This is a genomic window from Segatella copri (genome assembly GCF_024330485.1).
GTDB lineage: Bacteria > Bacteroidota > Bacteroidia > Bacteroidales > Bacteroidaceae > Prevotella > Prevotella copri_L.
The window spans coordinates 46,137-68,570 of record NZ_JANDWX010000011.1; the positions used below are offsets into that span (position 1 = coordinate 46,137).

The window sequence follows — 22,434 nt, forward strand, 5'->3', positions numbered from 1 at the left end:
ATCAGTAATATTCCAACAAAAAGAGGGTGAATCATTAATTTATGATACACCCTCTTTTTGATGGTTATTTCTTTTGAATTTATCCCTTTTCTTCCAGTTCCTTCTGCAATCGGATGATTTCATCGCGATATTGGGCAGCTTGCATGAAGTCGAGGTCTTTGGCAGCTTGCTTCATCAATGCCGTAGTATTGGCAATGCTCTTCTCCAATTCTTCCTTGCTCATACTGCGAACAATAGGGTCGGCAACGAAGGCTGCACTTTCCGGTTCCACGTAAACGCGAGGCTTGGAACCCTCGGCTCCCATCGGAACAATCTTTGCTCCTTCTTCCTTGCTAGTAGGCAGAGCTGAGGTTATTGCTTTCACAATCTGTTTTGGAGTAATGCCATGGTCGGCATTGTATTTCAACTGGATGCTTCGGCGGCGGGCTGTCTCATCTATCGTTTTCTGCATGCTGTCTGTGATGTTGTCTGCATACATGATTACCTTGCCGTTCACGTTTCGGGCAGCACGGCCTGCCGTCTGGGTCAGAGAACGGTGACTGCGAAGGAAGCCTTCCTTGTCTGCATCGAGAATAGCTACGAGCGAAACTTCCGGCAAGTCGAGTCCTTCTCGTAACAGGTTGACGCCCACCAGTACATCGTATACTCCTGCACGGAGATCGTTCATGATCTTTACTCGGTCTAAGGTTGCCACATCACTGTGGATATAGGCAGCCTTTACGTTGTGGTTGAGCAGGAACTCGGTGAGTTCTTCTGCCATGCGCTTTGTAAGAGTCGTAATTAGAACTCGCTCGTTGCGGTGTGTTCTTGTTAATATTTCGTCCAGAAGATCATCTATCTGATTCTCACTTGGACGGACTTCGATTTCCGGGTCCAGGAGTCCTGTAGGACGAATCAACTGTTCTACAACCACGCCTTCGGCTTCTCTCAATTCATAGTCTGCCGGAGTTGCACTTACATAGATGGCCTGCGGAATGAGATCGTGAAATTCCTCGAATTTCAGCGGACGGTTATCGAAGGCAGCAGGTAAGCGGAAACCATATTCTACCAGGTTCTTCTTTCGTGCCCGGTCGCCTCCATACATGGCTCCAATCTGCGGGATGCTCACATGGCTCTCGTCAACCACAAGCAGGAAATCTTTAGGGAAGAAATCGAGCAGGCAATACGGGCGTTCGCCTTCGTGTCTGCCATCAAAATAGCGGGAATAGTTCTCGATGCCCGAACAGTGGCCCAATTCCTTGATCATTTCCATATCATATTCTACACGTTCCTTGATGCGCTGTGCCTTGATTCCATCTCCAATATTCTTGAAGAATTCTACCTGTTTAACCAGGTCGTCCTGAATTCTGCGAATGGCACTTTCCTGCTGTTCTTTTGTTGTTACGAAAAGGTTGGCTGGATAAATCTCGTAATCTTCGAACGAGGCAAGGCGGTGATAAGAGAGCGAATCCACTTCTTCGATACTGTCAATCTCATCGTCCCACCATGTTACGCGCAAAACATGATCGCTGTAAGCCATAAAGATGTCAACCGTTTCGCCTTTCACTCTAAAGTTGCCACGTTGCAGTTCTATGTCATTTCTAACGTAAAGTGCATCAACGAGTTTCCTCAGAAATTCATTTCTGTCGAGTCGCTGCCCGCGATGAATCTTGATGATGTTCTCCTGCATCGCCACAGGTCCGCCCATACCATAGATGCACGATACGGATGAGACAACGATGACATCCTTTCTGCCCGAGAGAAGGGCAGAAACAGCACCGAGTCGCAACTTGTCTATTTCATCATTGATGGCGAGGTCTTTTTCTATATATGTATCAGTAGTTGGCAGATAAGCTTCCGGCTGATAATAGTCGTAGTATGAAACATAATATTCTACAGCGTTCTCAGGGAAGAAACCCTTCATCTCCTGATACAGTTGGGCGGCAAGAGTTTTGTTGTGGCTCAAGATGAGCGTAGGCTTCCCCACGTTGGCAATCACGTTTGCCACCGTAAAGGTTTTACCCGAGCCGGTTACACCCAACAACACCTGTGCAGGGTCTCCTTCAAGCACCCCCTCTGTGAGTTGCCTGATGGCTTGCGGCTGGTCGCCAGTTGGCTTATATTTTGATGTAATCTTAAAATCCATTTTCTTCCTGATTTCTTCTCAAAAGTTCTGTTTCAAGGTGCAAAATTACAAAAAAAACGCCATTAATCGTTATAAAGATTAATTTTTTACGAAAAAATGTATCTTTTCTTTTGATAATAAGTAAATTATGAGTAACTTTGCAGTTCAAAATGAGAATTATGAAAAAATTGACTCTTATTGCATCGTGTGTTGCATTGCTCTTGTCAAGCTGTGCCCACGAATATAACCAGGTATTGAAATCAGGCGATTATACTTATAAGTATGAGTACGCCAAGCAGAGCTATGCCCAGGGCAAGTATTCCCGTGCCATTCCTCTTCTGCAGGAACTGGTAACGATGAAGAAAGGTTCTACCGAGGGTGAGGAATGTTTGTACATGCTGGCTATGGCCGAGTATGGTATGAAGGATTATGAGACTGCTGCAGAGTATTTCAAGAAGTATTACTCTTCTTATCCTAAAGGTAAGTTTGCTGAAAATGCAAAGTACTTTGTGGGAGAGAGTCTGTATCAGAATGCTCCAGAGCCTCGTCTTGACCAGAGTACCACGATTACAGCCATCGCAGCCTTCCAGGAGTTTCTGGATCTTTATCCAGATGCCCGACTCAAGCAGCAGGCTACAAACCGCCTTTTTGCTCTTCAGGACCTCTTAGTTGAGAAGGAGTATAAGAGTGCCAAGCTCTATTTTGATATGGGCACCTATTTCGGCAACTGTACCAGCGGAGGCAACAATTATGAGGCTTGTATCGTAACTGCACAGAATGCGCTTAAGGATTATCCTTACAGCAACCGACGCGAGGAGTTTGCATCGCTCATCATGAAAGGTAAATACGAACTGGCAAAGATGAGTGTCGAGAAAAAGCAGCTGGAGCGCTATCAGGATGCTGAGGATGAGTGTTATGGCTTTATCAACGAATATCCTGATTCAAAGGACCGTGCACTTGCCGAGAAGTATATTGAGAAGTGCAAGCAGTACGAGAAAGAGCATCCGGAGTCAGCTCTCGACCAGCTTGGCAATAATGCCAATTAAAAAAAGCATATATATAATAAGGTAAAAACAATATAATAATAATAGTACTATAATTATGGATTTCAAAAAATCAAAGGCACCAGTAAACACAGTAACTCGCAACATTATGGATCTCTGCGATGATACCCATAATATCTACGAGAGCGTAGCTATCATTGCAAAGCGCGCTAATCAGATTTCTATCGAAATCAAGCAGGAGTTGAGCAAGAAACTTCAGGAGTTTGCTTCTTATAACGATTCTTTGGAGGAAGTTTTTGAGAACCGCGAACAGATTGAAATCTCTCGCTACTACGAGAAGTTGCCAAAGCCAACTTTGCTCGCTACAGAAGAGTTTATTGAGAATAATATTTATTGGCGTGATCCTACCAAGACATCTGCACCAATGGTTCACGAGAGCGAAATTTAATATTCCAGAGCTATATGATACAGCGTAAACAGACATTATTTCTGCTCTTTGCTGTCATCGCCATTGCTATCTGTCTTTTCCTTCCTATCGCCAGCATCGCAGCTAAGACGATGGGAGGAGACACTATGGTTTATAACCTCGGAGTGGTAGGGGAGGCAGGAATGCAGATTTCAACTACTTGTGTTCCTCTGTTCCTTCTGCTCGCCGTTTCAGCCATCATAGCATTGGTAAACATCTTTTTGTACAAGAATCTGAAGCTTCAGAAATCACTCTGTTCACTTGCCATGCTTTTTGCAGGTTTATGGTATGTAGATTATATCGTGATGTTCATGGGCTTGATTCCTGTTCCTGAAGCAGAAGGAACGATGAAGTTTCAGTTTGCCGCTTGCCTTCCTTTGGTAGCAATCATATTCGAATGGATGGCAATGAAAGGTGTGAACGATGACATCAAACTCTTGAGAGCAGCAGACCGAATCAGATAAAAAATGCTAAAAAAGCATTTGAATATCGATAAAAGTTTGCTCAATTCAAATTAAAGTAGTAATTTTGCACCCGCTGTCACGAGATGGCAGCATAAAATTCAAACCTCATTATAAATTAAATTAAAATTAAGATTTAAAAATGGCAACAAAAATCAGATTGCAGCGCGGCGGTCGTAAGAGCTATGCTTTCTACAGCATCGTAATCGCTGACGTTAGAGCACCACGTGATGGTAAATTTACTGAGAAGATTGGTACTTTCAACCCTAACACCAATCCAGCTACTGTAGATTTGAATTTCGAGCGCGCACTCTACTGGGTAGAGACTGGTGCACAGCCAACAGACACAGTTCGCAACATCCTCAAGGGCGAGGGCGTTTACTTGATGAAGCACCTCAAGGGTGGCGTTAAGAAGGGCGCATTCGACGATGCTGAGGCTCAGAAGCGTTTCGACGCTTGGAAGAATAGCAAGGACGCTAAGATTTCTGCTGTTCGCGAGGGCGATGCTAAGGCAAAGAAGGAAGCTGCTGCTAAGGAGCTCGAGGCTGAGAAGAAGATGAACGAGGCAATCGCTAAGAAGGTAGCTGACAAGAAGGCTGCTGCAGCTGCTGCTGAGGCAGAGGCTAAGGCTGCTGAGGAAGCTCCTGCAGAGGAGGCTCCAGCTGAGGCTTAATCTTCGACAGAATCTTCTTTTGAGATTTTAAAGTATAAAGGTTGAATTTCTCTTTCGGGAAATCCAACCTTTTTTTGTTTCTTTTGATTATGGGTGATAAAAAGGAAAATAGTTATTCGCATATTCTGAAATATACAGGATTGTTTGGCAGTGTGCAAGGATTGGGAATTCTTGTAGGAGTTTTGCGCAATAAATTTACGGCGCTCTTCCTCGGACCTTCTGGAATGGGACTGCTGTCTCTTTTTAGCTCAACGATTTCTGTTCTCAGTTCTGCATGTAATTTCGGTATTCCCGCAAGTGGTGTTAAATTTATTTCTGAAAAGGAACATGCTGCAGATGAATCGCAGTCTGAAAAGGCTGATATCGCCGGGGCGGTTCTTCTTGTCCGCACCTATAGTCTGCTTGCTGCATTTTTCGGAGCCATCGTCTGTGTGCTGCTGGGTCCGTTACTCAATGGGTTTACTTTTTCCTGGGGCAATCATACGCTACATTTCATTCTCCTGGCACCAACCGTTTTCTTCACGATTCTGGCTGGAGGTGAAACTGCTATTCTGAAAGCTACCGGACAGTTGCGTGCGTTGGCGATGCAGGCAAGTCTTCTGGCTATTCTTCTGCTTTTGGTTTCGGTTCCGGTTTATTGGATATTTGGTGAGAGAGGTATTCTGCCCGTTCTGTTTATTTTGGCATTTATGCAATGGGCTCTGAATTTTCGATATTCCCGACGAGTTGTACGGTGGGGCGTAAATATGCGAAAAATGACGCTAGTTGCAGGTTTCCCACTTTTGCGACTTGGCGGGGCATTTGTACTTTCGGGTTTGATGAATAGCGGATGCGAATTTCTGATTCGTGCCTTTTTGAACCAACAAGGCGATCTGGAAGTTGTCGGACTTTTCAATGCCGGTATAACGATTGTCTTTGTTTATGCGGGAATGGTGTTCTCGGTCATGGATCAGGATTTTTATCCCCGTCTCTCCGGCATTTCGGGTTCCAGAAAAAACGAGGAGTCTGTTAAAGAGCGCAATCTCTGTGTGAACCGCCAGCTTGAAATGAATGTCCTGTTGCTGGGGCCTATCGTTGCAGCTATCATTTTAGGTCTGCCTCTCATTATTCCGATATTATACAATGCCCAGTTTATGGGGATGCTCCAGATGACTCAGCTTGCTGCTGTTGCCATGTTGTTCAAGGCGGTTTATCTTCCAATAGAATATCTCCCGCTGTCAAGGGGAGATTCCAAACTTTTTCTCATTCAGGAAAGTTTTTGTGTAATCTTGCTGATAATCTGTGAAATAGCTGGTTATCAGTTAGATGGATTGAGAGGAGTAGGAGGGGGTATTGCCGTTGCTTATGCCATAGAGACCTTAGCAGTATTGGCTTTCAGCAGAGCCGTTTATGGTTATCGTTTATCCGCTCTTGGTTTCAGATTCTGTATCTTTCAACTTCTGATTCTGCTCTTGATGTTGTTCCTGGTTTTCATGATCAGTTATCGTGATTGGCTTTACTGGTTGATTGGCGTTATCATTGTACTCATGAGTACATCGTTTAGTTTTAGGAAAATTCGAAAACTGGTTAGATACAAATAGAAACTCTGTAGGATAAATTATTTTCTCCGAAAGATAGAAGAATATCTCCGAAAGATAAAAGAATATCTCTCGGAGATATTTTTTATTCCAGTAGGATAAATAAGAAAAAGCCTTGAGAATCAGCTGATTCTCAAGGCTTTTATATGTTTTGTATCTCAAAGAGAAATTACTTCTTGTTGATAGCGAGGTCAATAGCTACGGCGATAGCAACAGTAGCACCTACCATAGGGTTGTTACCCATACCGAGGAAGCCCATCATCTCTACGTGAGCAGGAACTGAAGAAGAACCTGCGAACTGAGCGTCTGAGTGCATACGACCCATAGTATCAGTCATACCGTAAGAAGCAGGACCAGCAGCCATGTTATCTGGGTGCAAAGTACGGCCTGTACCACCACCAGAAGCTACTGAGAAGTATGGCTTACCAGCAGCAATACGCTCCTTCTTGTATGTACCAGCTACTGGGTGCTGGAAACGTGTAGGGTTTGTAGAGTTACCTGTGATAGATACGTCTACATCCTCGCTCCAGTTGATAGCAACACCCTCGCGAACGTCGTCAGCGCCATAGCAGTTAACCTTAGCACGTGGACCGTCGCTGTAAGCGATGCGGTTAACAACCTTCAACTCACCTGTATAGTAGTCGAACTTTGTCTGTACGTATGTGAAACCGTTGATGCGGCTGATGATCTGAGCAGCATCCTTACCAAGACCGTTCAAGATAACGCGCAATGGGTTCTTGCGAACCTTGTTTGCCATCTCAGCAATCTTGATAGCACCCTCAGCAGCAGCGAAAGACTCGTGACCAGCCAAGAAAGCGAAGCACTGAGTCTCCTCACGGAGCAAACGAGCAGCCAAGTTACCGTGACCGAGACCAACCTTACGGTCGTCAGCTACAGAACCAGGGATGCAGAAAGCCTGCAAACCGATACCGATAGCCTCAGCTGCGTCAGCAGCAGTCTTAGCACCTTTCTTGATAGCGATAGCAGCACCAGCTACATACGCCCACTTAGCGTTCTCGAAGCAGATACGCTGAGTATCTTCACACATCTGATAAGGGTCAACACCTGCGTCCTCGCAGATTTGATTAGCCTCTTCCAAGCTCTGAATACCGTTAGCATTAAGAGCAGCAAGAACCTGCTTCTCGCGACGTTCCTGACTTTCGTAACTTACTTTTCTAATCATATCTGTATCTCCTTATTATTCTTTACGTGGATCAATTGCTTTAACAACACCCTGCTCAGCAGTTGTACGACCGTAGCTACCTGTGAACTTCTTGACAGCCTCGTTAGCGTCCATACCGTTCTTGATAGCTTCCATCATCTTGCCGAGGTGAACATACTCATAACCACAAACCTGGCTGTCCTTATCGAGGAACTGCTTTGTGATGTAACCCTCTGTCAACTCGAGGTAACGTGTACCCTTAGCTACAGTACCATAGAGAGTACCAGTCTGTGAACGAAGACCCTTACCCAAGTCCTCAAGACCTGCACCGATAACGAGACCGCCCTCAGAGAAAGCGCTCTGGCTACGACCGTAAACAATCTGGAGGAAGAGCTCGCGCATAGCTGTATTGATAGCATCGCATACGAGGTCTGTGTTCAAAGCCTCAAGAATAGTCTTGCCTGGGAGAATCTCAGAAGCCATAGCAGCTGAGTGAGTCATACCAGTACAACCGATAGTCTCAACAAGAGCCTCCTGAATAACGCCTTCCTTGATGTTCAAAGAGAGCTTGCAAGCACCCTGCTGAGGAGCACACCAACCCACACCGTGAGTATAACCAGAGATGTCTTTGATCTCTTTTGCCTGAATCCATTTTCCCTCTTCAGGAATTGGAGCTGGTCCGTGGTTAGGACCCTTAGCGACAACGCACATGTTGTCTACTTCTTTAGAATAGATCATATTCGCTAAATTTTATATTAATGAATATTATAAGTATAAAGTTCTGTACTTAATTCATATTGTTTTGCTGAAACATCGGTGCCATCACCTCAATTCCGAGCACAAAAGTACAAAAAAAATCCGGAAAATACCTAAAAATGGGTATTCTTTTTAACTCTTTAACCTAATATTTAGATTTTTTCTTGGGTTTATGCACAATTTCATGTATCTTTGCAAACTGAAAATTGCAATTTTGTAGATTATGATCGAAGTAAAGATAAACGATGCCAAGCTTCAGCATGCTGCCGAGGCGGGCATGGATGAATTTGTAAAGGCTTTCGTGGACGCTATCCGCGAAGCGATTGGTGGTGAACTGACTGCCGAAACCATGGCGCAGCTCAACAGCGACCAGATTACTCTTCTGGCTTGGGATATCCTGCATGAGGAGATGATGGATGGCGGAATGGTTCAGCTCATACATAACGGCTACGGTGCTTTCCTCTGGAAGAATCCTACCGACAAGGCGTTTAAAAACTGGGGATTGACAGAACTCGCCAAACTCATCAAGAAGAGTCATTTCCTGTATAAAACAAACCATGAGGAGATTGAGCGCGATCTGACCGATGAGGAGTTTATGGCGCTCTACGAAAAATTTCCTGAGTTTGATGATTTTGACGATGAGTTCGTTGAGAACGAAGAAGAGTGGACCAGCAAGGTTGCCTTCTACATCGATGATCATATCGACAATTTCTGCGAAATTGTCAAAAGTTAATAGTTGATAGTTAATAGCGGTTTCGCCGTATAGCAGGCTTGCCCTATAAACTATAAACTTTAAGCTATAAACTTATAATACATTATTATATATATGAACAAGCAAGAACAGGAACTCCGTAAGAAGAGTCCGATACAGATACGCAACAAGAAGGCTTCGTTCGAGTACTTCTTCGTTGATACTTATACCGCAGGCATTGTGCTTACGGGTACAGAGATAAAGTCAATCCGTGGCGGAAAGGCTTCGCTGGTAGATTGTTATTGCGATTTCTATCAGGGCGAACTTTGGGTCAAGGGAATGAACATCTCTCCTTATTTTTATGGTTCTTTCAGCAATCATGAGGCTCGCCGCGACCGCAAGCTTCTTCTCACCAAGCGCGAATTGCGCCGTCTTGAAGAGGACAGCAAGCAGCCTGGTTTCACCATTGTTCCAACCCTCATCTTTATCGATAATCACGGTAGAGCCAAGGTGGATATTGCCCTCTGTAAGGGAAAGAAGGAGTATGACAAGCGCCAGACTCTGAAAGAAAAGGAAGACAGAAGAGAGATGGATAGAGCAATCAAGCACTTTTAGACAATGAAGAATTTAAGAGAGATTGTGAAGGAGAAAATTCTGATTCTCGATGGTGCCATGGGTACTGAGATTCAGAAGTATAATCTTACAGAAGAAGACTTCAGAGGAGAGCGGTTCCGCGATTTGCCGGGTATGATGAAAGGCAACAACGACATGCTCAACATTACTCGTCCTGATGTGATATCTGATATTTACCGACGCTACCTGGAGGCTGGCGCCGATATTATTACAGCGAATACTTTTTCGTGCCAGCGCATTTCGCAGGCTGATTATCACCTGGAGAACTGCGCCCGCGAAATGGCATTCGAGGGTGCCCGACTGGCACGTATCGAATGCGATAAGTTTTCTACGCCTGATAAACCACGCTTCGTTGCAGGAGATGTGGGACCAACCAACAAGACTTGCTCCATGAGTCCGGACGTCAGCAATCCTGCCGCCCGTGAGATTACCTACGATGAGCTTTTCACCGATGTATGCGAACAGGTGGACGGACTTATCGAAGGCGGTGCTGACGTGATTCTCATCGAAACCATCTTTGATACACTCAATTGCAAGGCGATGATAGATGCGGCGCTCACCATGATGAAGAAACATGGAGTAGAGTTGCCTGTCATGATCAGTCTTACGGTAAGTGATCTGGCGGGCAGAACGCTCAGCGGTCAGACTGTAGATGCTTTCCTTGCTTCGCTTTCTCCTTATCCTATCTTCTCTGTCGGCATGAACTGTGCCTTTGGTGCTCCTCAGATGAAACCTTTCATCGAACACATGGCTCAGGTTGCACCTTATTATATTAGTGCGCATCCTAATGCCGGTTTGCCTAACGAAATGGGCGAATATGACGAGACAGCCGAATCGATGGCTCCGCAAATAGCCGAATTCATCGATGAGGGCATCGTGAACATCATAGGCGGATGCTGCGGTACTAGTCCTGAATTCATCGCACATTACGCCCGTATCGCTGAGGGTAAAAAGCCGCATCAAGTGGTGGAGAAACCTAAGTATATGTGGCTCTCGGGATTAGACCTTCTGCAGGTCGATGATTCCGTACATTTGCCGGTTGACGCCAGCCGGTTTGTCAACGTGGGCGAACGCTGTAACGTAGCAGGTAGCAGGAAGTTCCTGCGTTTGATTAACGAAAAGAATTATGAAGAAGCCATCGGTATTGCCAGAAAGCAAGTGGCTGATGGAGCAGCTGTCGTTGACGTGAATATGGACGATGGTTTGCTTGATGCGAAAGCCGAGATGGTTAACTTCCTGAATATGATTGCAGCCGAACCAGACATTGCGAAGGTTCCGGTGATGATCGACTCTTCCAAATGGGACGTCATAGTGGCTGGCTTGAAGTGCTGCCAGGGCAAGTGTATTGTCAATTCCATCAGTTTGAAGGAGGGTGAGGAAGTATTCCTTTCTCATGCCTGCGATGTGTTGCGCTATGGTGCAGCAGTCGTTGTGATGTGTTTTGATGAGGTTGGTCAGGCTACCACTTTCGAGCGCCGCATCAAGATAGCAGAACGTGCTTATCATCTTCTGGTAGACAAGTTGGGCATGAATCCGCTCGATATCATCTTCGACCCGAACGTACTTGCCATAGCTACCGGTATGGAAGAGCATGATAATTATGCTGTTGAGTTCATCCGCGCAACGGAGTGGATTCATCAGAATCTGCCTGGCGCACATGTCAGCGGAGGTGTCAGTAACCTCTCGTTCTCATTCCGTGGCAATACTTACATCCGTGAGGCTATCCATTGTGTTTTCCTGCATCATGCCCAGCAGGTAGGTATGGACTTTGGTATTGTAAATGCCAAAGCCAGAATGGATTACTATAAGATTCCTGAAGAACAGCTTCTGCTCATCGAGGATGTGGTGCTGAATAGGAGAAAAGGTGCTGCAGATGAACTCATCGAGCTTGCGGCAGAGATAAAAGCCCAGGCTGATGCTGCCAAGGCTGCAGCTAAGGCAGGTGGTGTTGCTCCCAAGAAACCGGCTGCTCCTGAATGGCGAAAGGAGAGTGTAGAAGAACGTCTGAAGTATGCGCTGCGCAAGGGAATCACCGATTTCCTGCAGCAGGATATTGACGAAGCACTTGCCAAATATCCTCATGCAGTAAACGTAATTGAGGGTCCTCTGATGGACGGCATGAACTTGGTTGGCGAACTTTTTGGAAAAGGCGAAATGTTCTTGCCGCAGGTTGTCAAGACGGCTCGCACGATGAAATCGGCAGTTTCTATCCTTCAGCCTCATATCGAGGCAGAAAAACAGGGTGGAGCAACAACTGCCGGCAAGATTCTGATGGCAACTGTGAAGGGCGATGTTCATGATATCGGAAAGAATATCGTCTGCGTGGTTATGTCATGTAACAATTACGAAATCATCGACTTAGGTGTGATGGTTCCAGCCGAACAGATTGTACAGAAAGCTATCGATGAAAAAGTAGATGCAATCGGTTTGAGCGGGCTTATCACCCCTTCGCTTGATGAAATGGTTCATGTGGCCCGGGAAATGCAGAAAGCTGGTTTGCGCATTCCTATCATGGTAGGTGGGGCAACGACGAGCGAACTGCATGTGGCTCTGAAGATTGCGCCTGAATATGACGGACCGGTTATCTGGGTGAAGGACGCATCGCTCAATGCCGGAATATGTGCCCGCTTCCTCAACGAGGCTGAATGCCCTAAGTTTGAGGCGGAACTGAGGGAACGCTACGAGAAACTTCGCCAGAACTATCACGAAGAGCAGGCTAAGATAGCCTCGCTCTCGGAGGCAAGAAAGAACAAACTGGAGCTGTTCTGACAAGATAAAGAATACAACGTTTTTAGGATAATTATATGATTAAAACTGTGATTTTTGATATGGGTGGTGTCATCATCACCCTCGACGAGAATGAGGCAGGCAAACGTTTCATTGAGTTGGGTATGAAGGAGTTTGCGGAGAAGATGGACCCTTATAAACAGGTTGGCTTAAACGGTCAGTTGGAAGAGGGCAAGATTTCCGAGGAGGAATACCGTCGGGAAGTGTGCAAGAAGATTGGCCGCGAGGTAACCTTCGAGGAACTGCAGCATTGCTGGCTGGGCTACATGAAGGAAATTCCAGAACGCAATCTGGTTACTCTCCGCAATCTTAAGAAGCAGGGCTACCGTGTAATCTTGCTCAGCAATACCAACCCTTATGTATCAGCCTGGGTAGACAGCGAGGCGTTCTCCGGCGACGGTCATCCTATCGGCGATTATTTCGATGCGATGTACCGTTCCTATGAGGCAAAGTATATGAAGCCGGATGAGAATTTCTTCCGTTATGTCCTTTCTCAGGAGAAGATTATGCCAGAGGAGTGTCTGTTTATTGATGATGGTCCCCGTAACTGCTGTGCAGCCTCAGAACTGGGACTGTTTACTTATTGTCCACAGAATGGCGAAGACTGGTGCGATAAGATTTACGAGCATTTGAAGTAATTATTTGTGGTGATTATTTGCACTAAAATGCAAATAATTGCCATTTTATTTTGTGCTCTGCAATAAAAAATGTACTTTTGCAGTCGCAAATATTAAATACATAATACAATGATTAAGAAGAAAAGATGGCATTGCTTGCCAGGTCAGCCTCTTACAGAGCTCGACAAGCAGGTAATGTTTTGGGAAAACAAGGGTAAACTTGTTCCTACCCGTGACTTGATTAAAACTCCAGAACAGATAGAAGGCATCCGCAAGAGTGGTGTCGTAAACACCGGTTGTCTTGATGCGGTAGCCGAGATGATCCGTCCGGGAATCAACACCCAGGAGATTGATGATCTCTGCATGCAGTATTGTAAGGATCATAATGCCATTCCTGCGTGTCTCAATTACGAAGGCTATCCTAAGAGCGTTTGTACCTCTATCAACGAAGTGGTTTGCCATGGTATTCCTAAGGAAGAGGATGTGCTCGAAGAGGGCGATATCATCAATGTGGACATGACAACCATCGTAGATGGCTATTACGCTGACGCCAGCCGTATGTTCATCGTTGGCGGCAAGACTACTCCTGAAAAGGAGCAGCTGGTTCGCGTAGCCAAGGAATGCCTGGAAATCGGTATGGAGGTTGCCAAGCCATACTCGTTTGTAGGTGATATCGGTCATGCTATCGAGAAGCATTGCAAGAAGTATGGTTATGGTGTGGTTCGCGATCTTTGCGGTCATGGCGTAGGTTGCCAGTTCCATGAAGAGCCTGAGGTTCTTCACTATGGTCATAGAGGCACGGGCATGCTGCTCGTTCCGGGCATGGTATTCACCATCGAGCCAATGATCAACATGGGCACCTGGCAGGTATTCCTCGATGCGGACGATCCGTACGGTTGGGAAGTAATCACCGGTGATGAGAAGCCATCTGCGCAGTGGGAGCACACGCTTGTGATGACAGAGACAGGTGTGGAGATTTTGACATATTAACGTTAAATGTTAAGAAATGAAGGATATATATATATTAGGTATAGAGAGCAGCTGCGATGATACCTCTGCCGCAGTGCTCAAGAATGGTGTGCTGCTGAGCAATGTTACCGCCTCTCAGGAGGTTCACAAGGCTTACGGCGGTGTTGTTCCGGAGTTGGCTTCCCGTGCCCACCAGCAGAATGTGGTTCCTGTCGTTGACCAGGCCATCGCGCGTGCCGGCATCAAGAAGGAAGATCTTTCTGCCGTAGCCTTCACCCGTGGTCCGGGTCTGATGGGTTCGCTCCTTGTGGGTGTAAGCTTTGCCAAGGGATTCGCCCGTTCGCTCAATATTCCGATGATTGATGTAAACCATCTGCAGGGTCATGTGATGGCTCATTTCATCAAGGAGAGCGATGATGACCAAAGTGCACCTCCATTCCCGTTCATCTGTCTTCTCGTGAGCGGTGGAAATTCGCAGATTGTAAAGGTGAATGCCTACAACGATATGGAAGTGCTGGGACAGACCATCGATGATGCGGCTGGCGAGGCTATTGACAAGTGCGCCAAGGTGCTGGAGTGGGGCTATCCTGGTGGTCCTGTCGTAGATAAGTATGCACGCCAGGGCAATCCGAAGGCTTTCAGTTTCTCTGAGCCTCATATTCCGGGTTTGAACTACAGTTTCTCAGGCTTCAAGACAAGTTTCCTCTACAGCTTGCGCAAATGGGTGGCTGCTGATCCTGACTTTGTTGAGAAGAACAAGTACGATCTGGCTGCCAGCATAGAGTTTACCATCGTTGATATTCTGATGAAGAAACTCCGCATGGCTGTCAAGCAGACCGGTATCAAGCATGTGGCTGTAGCTGGAGGTGTGAGTGCCAATAATGGTTTGCGCAACGCTTTCCGCGATCATGCCAAGCGCTTCGGCTGGACTATCTATATCCCTAAGTTCAGCTATACTACCGATAATGCAGCGATGATAGGCTGCGTGGGAACCTTCAAGTATCGTGATGGTGAGTTTGCAACCATCGACTTGCCAGCCTATAGTAAAGTAACATTTAAGTAAGAAATATGGAATTTGAAACAAAGATATTGAGCAAGGGCATCCAGGAGATGCTCTACAACAGTGACAAGACAGTAGGCACAGCAGAGAGCTGTACTGGCGGACGTATCGCCGAGGCGCTGATTTCTGTGCCAGGTGCCAGCAATTACTTCAAGGGTGGTGTAGTAAGCTACACCAACGAGGTAAAGGAGAATCTTTTGGGCGTGAGCCATGAGGTTCTTGAGGAGCAGACTGCCGTTTGCGAAGAAGTGGCTAGGGAGATGGTGCTCGGCACAATCAAGACCCTGAATGTAGACTTCGCCATTTCAGCAACGGGTGTGGCTGGTCCAACGGGTGGAACTCCAGCCATTCCTGTGGGCACAATCTATGTAGGTTATGGCGATAAGAACGATGTTCGCGTGGTAAAACTCACCGAAGATTTCGGACGCGACATCAACCTTGCAATTGCCACAAATACAGCGCTTAAAGGCATGCTCGAATTCTTGAAAGAACATGCTGAAGAACTTAAAAAAGAGGCTTAAATTGCTAATTTGAGGCTACTAAATATTAATAATCCTTAAAAGATAGCGTTCTTTTAGGGATTATTTTGTTATTACCAAATTATTTTGTAATTTTGCACTCTGTTTGGAATAGGTATCAATTAACGAATTACAAAATTAAAGATAGAAATGTCTAAGATTTGTCAAATTACAGGTAAGAAGGCACAGTTAGGTTGCAATGTGTCTCACTCAAAGCACCGTACAAAGAGAAGCTTTGATGTAAACCTCTTCAGCAAGAAATTCTACTATGTAGAAGAGGGTTGCTGGATCAGCCTCAAGATCAGTGCTGCTGGTCTTCGTCTTATTAATAAGGTAGGTCTCGATGCTGCTTTGAATCAGGCAGTAAAGAAGGGCTACGTAGATTGGAAGGACATTAAAGTTATAGGAGAATAAATATCATGGCAAAGAAAGCAAAAGGTAATAGAGTACAGGTTATCCTCGAGTGCACTGAACACAAGAACAGTGGTATGCCAGGTACAAGCCGTTACGTGACTACAAAGAATCGTAAGAACACTCCTGAGCGTCTTGAGTTGATGAAGTACAACCCAATCCTTAAGAAGATGACTCTTCACAAGGAGATTAAGTAAGCTTAGCTTACAAGTTTAATAATTTTATCAATTTAAATAGACTATGGCAAAGAAAGCGGTCGCTACCCTCCACGAAGGTAACATGGATGGTCGCGCATATACAAAGGTTATCAAGATGGTTAAGAGCCCTAAGACTGGTGCATACGTTTTCGATGAGAAGATGGTACCAAACGAGGCTGTTAAGGATTTCTTCAAGGATTAATTTCCTTGCAGATGATGCATCGTTGAATTTAGATTACATCAAAATTCAAATATAAAGATAAAGGTCGCTACCCAATTAGGGTAGCGACCTTTTTTCTTCTTTTTCTTTTCTAAGGTCAAGAAAACAGCTTTTGGCCTTTTACAATACTACTTGAAGCTTCTTTTATCGTCTCTTACGAATCTTCTTAGCGTTTGCTTCCTCTTATCATCGTTTGACACCTCTCACGGCCTGGCTCTCTAACGGATTCTCCGGCCAGAAATGCTTAGGGTATCGGCGCTTCAGTTCTTTGCGGACTTCGAAATAAGTGCCTTGCCAAAAACTTGCGAGATCCTGAGTAAGCTGAACGGGCTTGAAGCCGGGAGATAACAACTCAAGCAGAAGAGGCTGTTTGCCAGCATCGACAGTGGGAGTTGATGTCATTCCGAAACACTCCTGAAGCCGCACACTCAGAACCGGGGCTTCTGCTCCCTGGCGGTAATCGATGCGGATGTTGCTGCCCGATGGTACACGGATGTGGGTGGGAGCAAGGCGGTCTATCTCCTGCTGAAGCTCATAAGGAAGGATGTTCCAAAGGATTTCGCACAGGTTGAGTTTCTTCAGCTCTGTAACAGAAGTCTTCATCTTACCACCTTCTTCGAGATAGAAAGGGAGCCACGCTCGGGCTGTTGTCAGGAGATGCTCCGTTGAAAGGTCGGGAATCTCCAGTTCCGGATGCCACTCAGCTACTTGCGCCACGCGCTGTTGCAGACGATGAACCGATTCGTTCCAATCGAACATGCTGAGTCCGTCTTTTCTGGCAGCTTCGCAGATAATGTCTGAAACTGTCTCTCGGCTGGCATTCTGTATCGGCTTGCTGTCTATGACGAGTGCTCCTATCCGTGTTTCCTGTTGCATCTTTACTGCCAGCGCTTTGCTGTCCCATGAAATATTCTCGCAGGTTTGTGCCGGCAAGTTCTTCCAGTTGACGGGGGCTGAGAGAAATACTCTTCCTTTACGTCTCTGTGCGGGATTGGATGATGAGGTTGAAGCGAGGTTGAGTGATGCGATGGCAAGCCATTCGTTTGCTGCCATGCTGTCGCACGGGTCGATGAAAATCGTGTTGCCATTCGACATCTTGAAGTTGCCCGCATGGTCGGTGGCATGGGCGATGCGCTCAGGGTAGGCTAGGGCGATGAGATGGCCCACTTCCTCAGCATCAATTGGCTCGTTGTCTTCCCTGATACGCAGCATCTTCCTGTATTCCTGGGCAATCTGAGCGATACGGTTCCAACGTCCCAGATTCTTCTTGCAGCGTGCGGAACGTAGGATAGAAAGGCGGAGCGTCATGTCTGAATCCTCATTTTCGCCCATCGGGTCTTTCTCTTCCAGCAGAGCTGCAATGTCGCAGGCAAGGGCTTGGCTCGCCGGAGAATCGCTGCTGATCATCATCTTGGCAATGCGCGGATGACAAGGAAGTTGAGCCATTCTGCTGCCTTCTGCGGTGATGCTGCCACTGAGAGCGTGAGTATCATGATCAGGAGTGAGGGCGTTGAGCGACATAAGAAGTTGCTGTGCCAATACGAGGTTGCCCTTGGGAGGAAGGGTGAGCCAAGGCAGCAGTTCCGGTTTGTTTTCGCCGAAAGCTGCAATGTCGAGAACCATCGAAGAGAGATCTGCATCCAGTATTTCGGGCAGCCGCTGTTCTGGCATCAGATGTTCCGAGGTCTGTGTCCAAAGCCGGTAACATACGCCTGATGTTATTCTGCCCGCACGTCCCCTTCGTTGCACAGCCATGTCCTGGCTGATGCGAACGGTTTCGAGATGACTCAAGCCTGTACGGGCATCATAAACCAGTTTTCGGCAGAGTCCGGAATCCACAACGATTCGTACCCCTTCGATGGTGAGAGAAGTTTCGGCGATAGGAGTGGCCAGTACGATTTTTCGTTCACCCGGTTTGGAAGGAGCGATGGCGAGCCGCTGCTTTTCAGGCGAGAGGTTACCGTAGAGTGGATAGATTTCCGTTGAAGATAAGGCAGAACGAAGCAGTTCTTCGCATTTCATGATTTCTCCCTGTCCAGGCAGAAAGGCAAGAATGTCACCTTCCTGGTTTCTGAAAGCCTGACAGATAGTGGCTGCCATTTCCTGCGCTACCTGATATCTGTCGATGTCGTGGTCTGCATAAATGGTTTCTATCGGAAACATTCTGCCTTTACTCTCGATAAGCGGAGCCTGAAGTGCCTGGCAGATGATAGAAGCATCGATTGTTGCTGACATGATAATGAGCTTCAGGTCGGGGCGGATGATTTCCTGTGTTTGCCGGGCCAGCGCTAACGCCAGATCGGAATTGATGCTGCGCTCATGAAACTCATCAAAGATGAGGCACGAAACGCCTTCGAGTGTAGCATCATTGACCAGCATTCGGGTGAGAATGCCCTCAGTAAGGACTTCGATGCGTGTATCATCCGAAACCTTGCTTTCGAATCTTACCCGATAGCCGATGGTTTTGCCCACGGGTTCTCCCAGAATCTGTGCCATCCGTTCGGCAATCTGGCGAGCAGCCAGACGACGCGGTTCGAGCATCAGAATCTTACCCTGACTTTTAAGATGATCATGGATGAAACCTTCCAATGCCTGATCACTCATGCCCCGCAGAATGGTGAGCGGGAGAAGGGTAGATTTACCGGCTCCAGGAGGAGCTGTAATAACAAGGTTAGCCGACTCCATCAATGCTTCATTGACAGAGTCGGCTATCTGGTAAGCTGGCAGATGACCAGCCTGCTGTTCTATTCTATCTAAGTTCATTTCTTCTTATTTCGCAAACTTCAGAATCTTTTTTATTTCACAAATTTCAGAATCTCTTTACTCTTTCTGCCCTTTTTGGCAGGAATCGGCATGAAGCCTTCTGTGAGTCCTGTTTTATCTGTCATGGTCTGGAAAACGGAGGCGGCATAGGAAGAGAGTTTCTTCTCTGCCAGTTCTTGCTTGATAGCATCCTCATCATAATCATCAGCATAGAGGAGTGTGTGTAAATCGTCAAGATATTTTTGCGGAATGTTCTGATGCGGCATGCGGCTTTTTATCTGCATGATCTGTGCGATGATTGCCTGTTTGGTTTGGGCAGCGATGGCTTCTGCCTTTTGCTGCTCGAAGACTGCCAGCGTCTCCTCATCCGTCTCCTGCCAGTTTTGCATCATGGCTTCAGTGTTGGTAAGATGACTGTAGCCTGCATAGCGAATCAGGGCGATGCGCTTGTTCCAACCTTTCTTTTCCAGATAGTTTTTCTCCATAGGGGTAGTAGCTACTATGAGGTTGGCTTTGGCGTACATGGCTTTCTGATACATAGACTGTTGCAGTGAACGCTTCAAGTAAGGGTTCTTGCAGTTTCTCTCAGAAATATCACCTAGTGGACAAACGATGTAGGGAATGTCCATCTGCCTTGCTTTCTTGGCTATCTGGGCTCCCTGCCATGTCCATGCTCCTATAATCAACACAATGTCGGCATCAACCAGGTTGTTGGTGATGTCGAGCTGTTTATTCAAGGCTTCGATGTATGGAAGATACATCTTCAGCAACTTCTTATGGTTGGAAATGAACAAATATACTTTCATCGTTCTGTCGGTTATTTTTAACTGTTATTATTCAGATAGACTGTTACTTCCTTTTTACCCTGTTTAGAGTTTATGAGAAGTGAAATCGTTTTTGTCAGCCCGCCAATAGCGCAATTTGGTAGCCAGATTTCTCCAGATAATTCCATATTCGAAGAATGGCAGTTTGAACATCGCTATTCCGTCATCAAAGTGTTTGATGGCCTTGTTGGCTATCAGCATTCTCACGATGAACAGCAGGAGGAAACTGAAACCTGCGCATCCTGTAAGAATCCAATTCTTCATGAGGATAGAGTAGGCTGCAACGGCCAGTGTTGCTATCAGGCTGAGATGTGGCATGAGATGGTCAAAGAACATGAGGGTTCGCATGGAACCGGCTCTTTCCAAACTCTTGCGTGAAGCTTGCAGATAGAGGTGGGCATTGTGCCAGCTCTTGTTCGATGGTGCTTCGCGGATGAGCCATGCATCGCAATCCAGTTCTGTAGCTGTATCTCCACAATGTGCATACTTGTTGACGAGAAAATCGTATTCGCCGCGAACATATTCCAGGTTGCCCTGATAGCCCTGTTCCTTCATGAAATCGCTCTTGCGGAACGCTACGTTTGGCATGTGACTGCGATAGCCGTAGGTCTGTTGGGCACGGCGCAAAACATAGTAAGCCTTGCGGATGCTGTCGAAACGGCGTACGCTCTTGGTTTCCTCATCAAGGGCTACATATCCCAATACCAGATGGTTTGGGTCCTGGCATTGACGGACCATGGTTTGCAGCCACTTGTCGTTGCTTGGGCGGCAATTAGGTTCTGTCAGAATAATCCATTCATGTTTGGCTGCCTTCACACCCAGTGTAATCTGCAATTTCTTGCGGCTCATGTAGCGTGAACTCTCAGGAATATAAGTATAATACAGATGAGGGTTCTCGGCTGCTGTTCGCTTCAGAAAATCCTGCGTCTCGCCATCTGTACTCTGGCAGACTACGATTACCTGATAGTCGGCAGCGTACTGCTGACGCAGGAACATAGGGAGATTCCTCTCCAATTCAGCAAGATTATCGTGTGCGGTAATGAGTATACTGACAGGAGGTTGATTCTCTGCCGTTTCTGTCTTTTGAAAGCGCAACGAGCGCAGAAATGGATTTATCAGCGATCCGAGAACCGCCAATAAAACCACCACTGCGCCTGCTATTATAGTAGTTGTACTAATGATCATCATATTCTTTTTCTCGTAATATAGAAAGCTAGAGAAAGGAGAATCCTATAAACTCTTAACTTTTAACTTTCAGCTATATTAAAAGTCTTCTGTAATATACCCCTTTGGCAACTGGCGACAGTTATACTGGCTCGCCATGATCTCACCATAGGCTCCGGCTGAGCGGAGGGCGATGAGGTCGCCGCGATGGGCTTTGTTGATGTCGACAGCCTTGCCGAAGACATCGCTTGATTCGCAGATAGGACCTACTACGTCGTAAGTTTCTACAGGTTCATCGCTTGAGATGTTCTCAATCTTATGGTAAGCCTGATAGAGTGCTGGACGGATGAGGTCGGTCATTCCTGCATCCACAATGGCAAACTGCTTGGCTGTGCCCAGCTTGATGTAGAGTGTCTTGGTGATGAGAGAACCCATCTGACCCACTACGGCGCGACCCAACTCGAAGTGAAGCTTCTGACCATCGCGCAACTTCAGTTTCTTTGCGTATGTATCGAAATAATCCTTGAAATTAGGGATTGGCTGGCGGTTTGGATGATTGTAATCAATGCCCAGTCCGCCGCCCACATTGATGTTCTTCACAACGATGTGATGCGCTTCAAGCTGGTTCTGAAGTTCGTTGATACGGTTGCAGAGTGCCTCGAAATCACCCATATCGAGAATCTGGCTTCCGATGTGGAAGTGCAGTCCGAGGAACTGGATGTTCTTCATCTTGGCAGCCTCTTCGATTACGGCTTCCATGTCGCGCATGGCAATTCCGAACTTGTTTTCTGCCAGACCTGTTGTGATGTTAGCGTGCGTATGGGCACCGACATCCGGATTGATGCGGAAACAAACCTGCGCAATCTTATTCTGTTTTTCAGCCAGCTCGTTGATGATTTCCAACTCCGGAATGCTTTCTACATTGAAGCAGAAGATGCCTTTCTCCAATCCGAGGTTGATTTCCCAATCGCTTTTGCCTACACCAGCGTAAACAATCTTGCTGGCTGGAAAACCGGCTTTGATGGCTGCCTGAATTTCTCCTCCGCTCACACAGTCGGCTCCTAAACCAGCCTGACAGATGATATTGAGCACCTTAGGGTTGGCATTTGCCTTTACGGCATAGTGCACTTCAAATCCCTCGTGCTTGCCAGCCTCTTCATTGATGGTTTTCAATGTCTGGCGCAACACATTGGTGTCGTAATAGTAGAACGGAGTCTGTATCTCCTGAAACTTATCTATCGGAAATGTACCTTTCATTTCGCTTAATCTTAAATTAATACCTTATTATAGTTAAATCAGAATATCCAATTTATAGTAAATCAGAATATCCAACGAAGAGTGGACAGGAAGCATTACATACGAATTCTTCACTTTTCA

The 22,434-nt window shown here is 46.3% G+C and carries 22 protein-coding genes; 15 read left to right on the forward strand and 7 right to left on the reverse strand.

Annotated elements, in window-relative coordinates; all coding sequences use genetic code 11:
- Positions 1-79: 79 nt before the first annotated feature.
- A complete protein-coding gene (uvrB, locus tag NNC77_RS08055; protein WP_254970373.1) occupies positions 80-2,125 on the reverse strand; it encodes an excinuclease ABC subunit UvrB in 2,046 nt (681 codons plus the stop codon).
- Positions 2,126-2,283: 158 nt separating this feature from the next.
- On the opposite strand from uvrB, the gene NNC77_RS08060 reads away from it, so the two are divergent.
- The 5 genes from NNC77_RS08060 to NNC77_RS08080 all read left to right on the forward strand — a co-directional run bounded on the left by NNC77_RS08060 (position 2,284) and on the right by NNC77_RS08080 (position 6,288).
- Positions 2,284-3,150, forward strand: coding sequence for an outer membrane protein assembly factor BamD (locus tag NNC77_RS08060; protein WP_118253384.1), 867 nt, complete (start codon positions 2,284-2,286; stop codon positions 3,148-3,150).
- Positions 3,151-3,205: 55 nt separating this feature from the next.
- The gene (locus NNC77_RS08065) at positions 3,206-3,556 is read left to right on the forward strand and encodes a DNA-directed RNA polymerase subunit omega (RefSeq protein WP_006849031.1); all 351 of its coding nucleotides are present in this window, start codon (positions 3,206-3,208) and stop codon (positions 3,554-3,556) included.
- Between the two features lie 14 nt (positions 3,557-3,570).
- Positions 3,571-4,038, forward strand: a complete 468-nt coding sequence (locus NNC77_RS08070; protein WP_006849032.1) for a DUF4293 domain-containing protein — start codon at positions 3,571-3,573, stop codon at positions 4,036-4,038.
- A 139-nt stretch (positions 4,039-4,177) separates the two neighbouring features.
- Positions 4,178-4,708 carry a 30S ribosomal protein S16 gene (locus tag NNC77_RS08075; RefSeq protein ID WP_022121818.1) on the forward strand — a complete coding sequence of 177 codons (531 nt, stop codon included), beginning with the start codon at positions 4,178-4,180 and terminating at the stop codon, positions 4,706-4,708.
- Positions 4,709-4,797: 89 nt separating this feature from the next.
- Positions 4,798-6,288 (forward strand): hypothetical protein, encoded by a 1,491-nt coding sequence (locus tag NNC77_RS08080; protein ID WP_254970372.1) that lies wholly within the window; start codon positions 4,798-4,800, stop codon positions 6,286-6,288.
- Positions 6,289-6,454: 166 nt separating this feature from the next.
- Here the strand turns inward: NNC77_RS08080 and NNC77_RS08085 are convergent, their stop codons facing one another.
- Positions 6,455-7,468, reverse strand: coding sequence for a GGGtGRT protein (locus tag NNC77_RS08085; protein WP_089543362.1), 1,014 nt, complete (start codon positions 7,466-7,468; stop codon positions 6,455-6,457).
- 15 nt (positions 7,469-7,483) lie between these two features.
- On the reverse strand, positions 7,484-8,185 hold the full coding sequence (locus NNC77_RS08090; RefSeq protein WP_006849036.1) for an iron-sulfur cluster assembly scaffold protein: 702 nt from the start codon (positions 8,183-8,185) through the stop codon (positions 7,484-7,486).
- Positions 8,186-8,426: 241 nt separating this feature from the next.
- Here NNC77_RS08090 and NNC77_RS08095 point away from each other — a divergent pair, with 241 nt between their 5' ends.
- The 10 genes from NNC77_RS08095 to NNC77_RS08140 all read left to right on the forward strand — a co-directional run bounded on the left by NNC77_RS08095 (position 8,427) and on the right by NNC77_RS08140 (position 16,288).
- Positions 8,427-8,936, forward strand: coding sequence for a DMP19 family protein (locus tag NNC77_RS08095; protein ID WP_006849037.1), 510 nt, complete (start codon positions 8,427-8,429; stop codon positions 8,934-8,936).
- Between the two features lie 93 nt (positions 8,937-9,029).
- Positions 9,030-9,509 (forward strand): SsrA-binding protein SmpB, encoded by a 480-nt coding sequence (smpB, locus tag NNC77_RS08100; RefSeq protein ID WP_006849038.1) that lies wholly within the window; start codon positions 9,030-9,032, stop codon positions 9,507-9,509.
- A 3-nt stretch (positions 9,510-9,512) separates the two neighbouring features.
- Positions 9,513-12,296, forward strand: coding sequence for a methionine synthase (gene metH, locus NNC77_RS08105; RefSeq protein WP_254970371.1), 2,784 nt, complete (start codon positions 9,513-9,515; stop codon positions 12,294-12,296).
- A gap of 35 nt (positions 12,297-12,331) precedes the next feature.
- Entirely contained in the window at positions 12,332-12,952 is a 621-nt protein-coding gene (locus tag NNC77_RS08110; protein ID WP_254970370.1) for an HAD family hydrolase, read from the forward strand.
- Positions 12,953-13,060: 108 nt separating this feature from the next.
- Complete coding sequence (gene map / locus NNC77_RS08115) at positions 13,061-13,921, forward strand: type I methionyl aminopeptidase (RefSeq protein ID WP_153073550.1); 861 nt, start codon at positions 13,061-13,063, stop codon at positions 13,919-13,921.
- A 16-nt stretch (positions 13,922-13,937) separates the two neighbouring features.
- Complete coding sequence (gene tsaD / locus NNC77_RS08120; protein WP_117693676.1) at positions 13,938-14,963, forward strand: tRNA (adenosine(37)-N6)-threonylcarbamoyltransferase complex transferase subunit TsaD; 1,026 nt, start codon at positions 13,938-13,940, stop codon at positions 14,961-14,963.
- 5 nt (positions 14,964-14,968) lie between these two features.
- Complete coding sequence (locus tag NNC77_RS08125) at positions 14,969-15,481, forward strand: CinA family protein (RefSeq protein ID WP_118085826.1); 513 nt, start codon at positions 14,969-14,971, stop codon at positions 15,479-15,481.
- A 147-nt stretch (positions 15,482-15,628) separates the two neighbouring features.
- Entirely contained in the window at positions 15,629-15,892 is a 264-nt protein-coding gene (rpmB, locus tag NNC77_RS08130; protein ID WP_006849044.1) for a 50S ribosomal protein L28, read from the forward strand.
- A gap of 5 nt (positions 15,893-15,897) precedes the next feature.
- Positions 15,898-16,086, forward strand: a complete 189-nt coding sequence (rpmG, locus tag NNC77_RS08135; RefSeq protein WP_006849045.1) for a 50S ribosomal protein L33 — start codon at positions 15,898-15,900, stop codon at positions 16,084-16,086.
- A gap of 43 nt (positions 16,087-16,129) precedes the next feature.
- The gene (locus NNC77_RS08140) at positions 16,130-16,288 is read left to right on the forward strand and encodes a DUF4295 domain-containing protein (protein ID WP_006849046.1); all 159 of its coding nucleotides are present in this window, start codon (positions 16,130-16,132) and stop codon (positions 16,286-16,288) included.
- Positions 16,289-16,492: 204 nt separating this feature from the next.
- On the opposite strand, the gene hrpB is transcribed toward NNC77_RS08140, so the two are convergent.
- The 4 genes from hrpB to lysA form a co-directional block, all read right to left on the reverse strand.
- Complete coding sequence (hrpB, locus tag NNC77_RS08145; protein WP_254970369.1) at positions 16,493-19,069, reverse strand: ATP-dependent helicase HrpB; 2,577 nt, start codon at positions 19,067-19,069, stop codon at positions 16,493-16,495.
- A gap of 32 nt (positions 19,070-19,101) precedes the next feature.
- Entirely contained in the window at positions 19,102-19,875 is a 774-nt protein-coding gene (locus tag NNC77_RS08150) for a hypothetical protein (RefSeq protein ID WP_234564493.1), read from the reverse strand.
- A gap of 63 nt (positions 19,876-19,938) precedes the next feature.
- Entirely contained in the window at positions 19,939-21,081 is a 1,143-nt protein-coding gene (locus tag NNC77_RS08155; RefSeq protein WP_217756359.1) for a glycosyltransferase family 2 protein, read from the reverse strand.
- A 75-nt stretch (positions 21,082-21,156) separates the two neighbouring features.
- Positions 21,157-22,314, reverse strand: coding sequence for a diaminopimelate decarboxylase (lysA, locus tag NNC77_RS08160; protein ID WP_254970368.1), 1,158 nt, complete (start codon positions 22,312-22,314; stop codon positions 21,157-21,159).
- Positions 22,315-22,434: the final 120 nt, after the last annotated feature.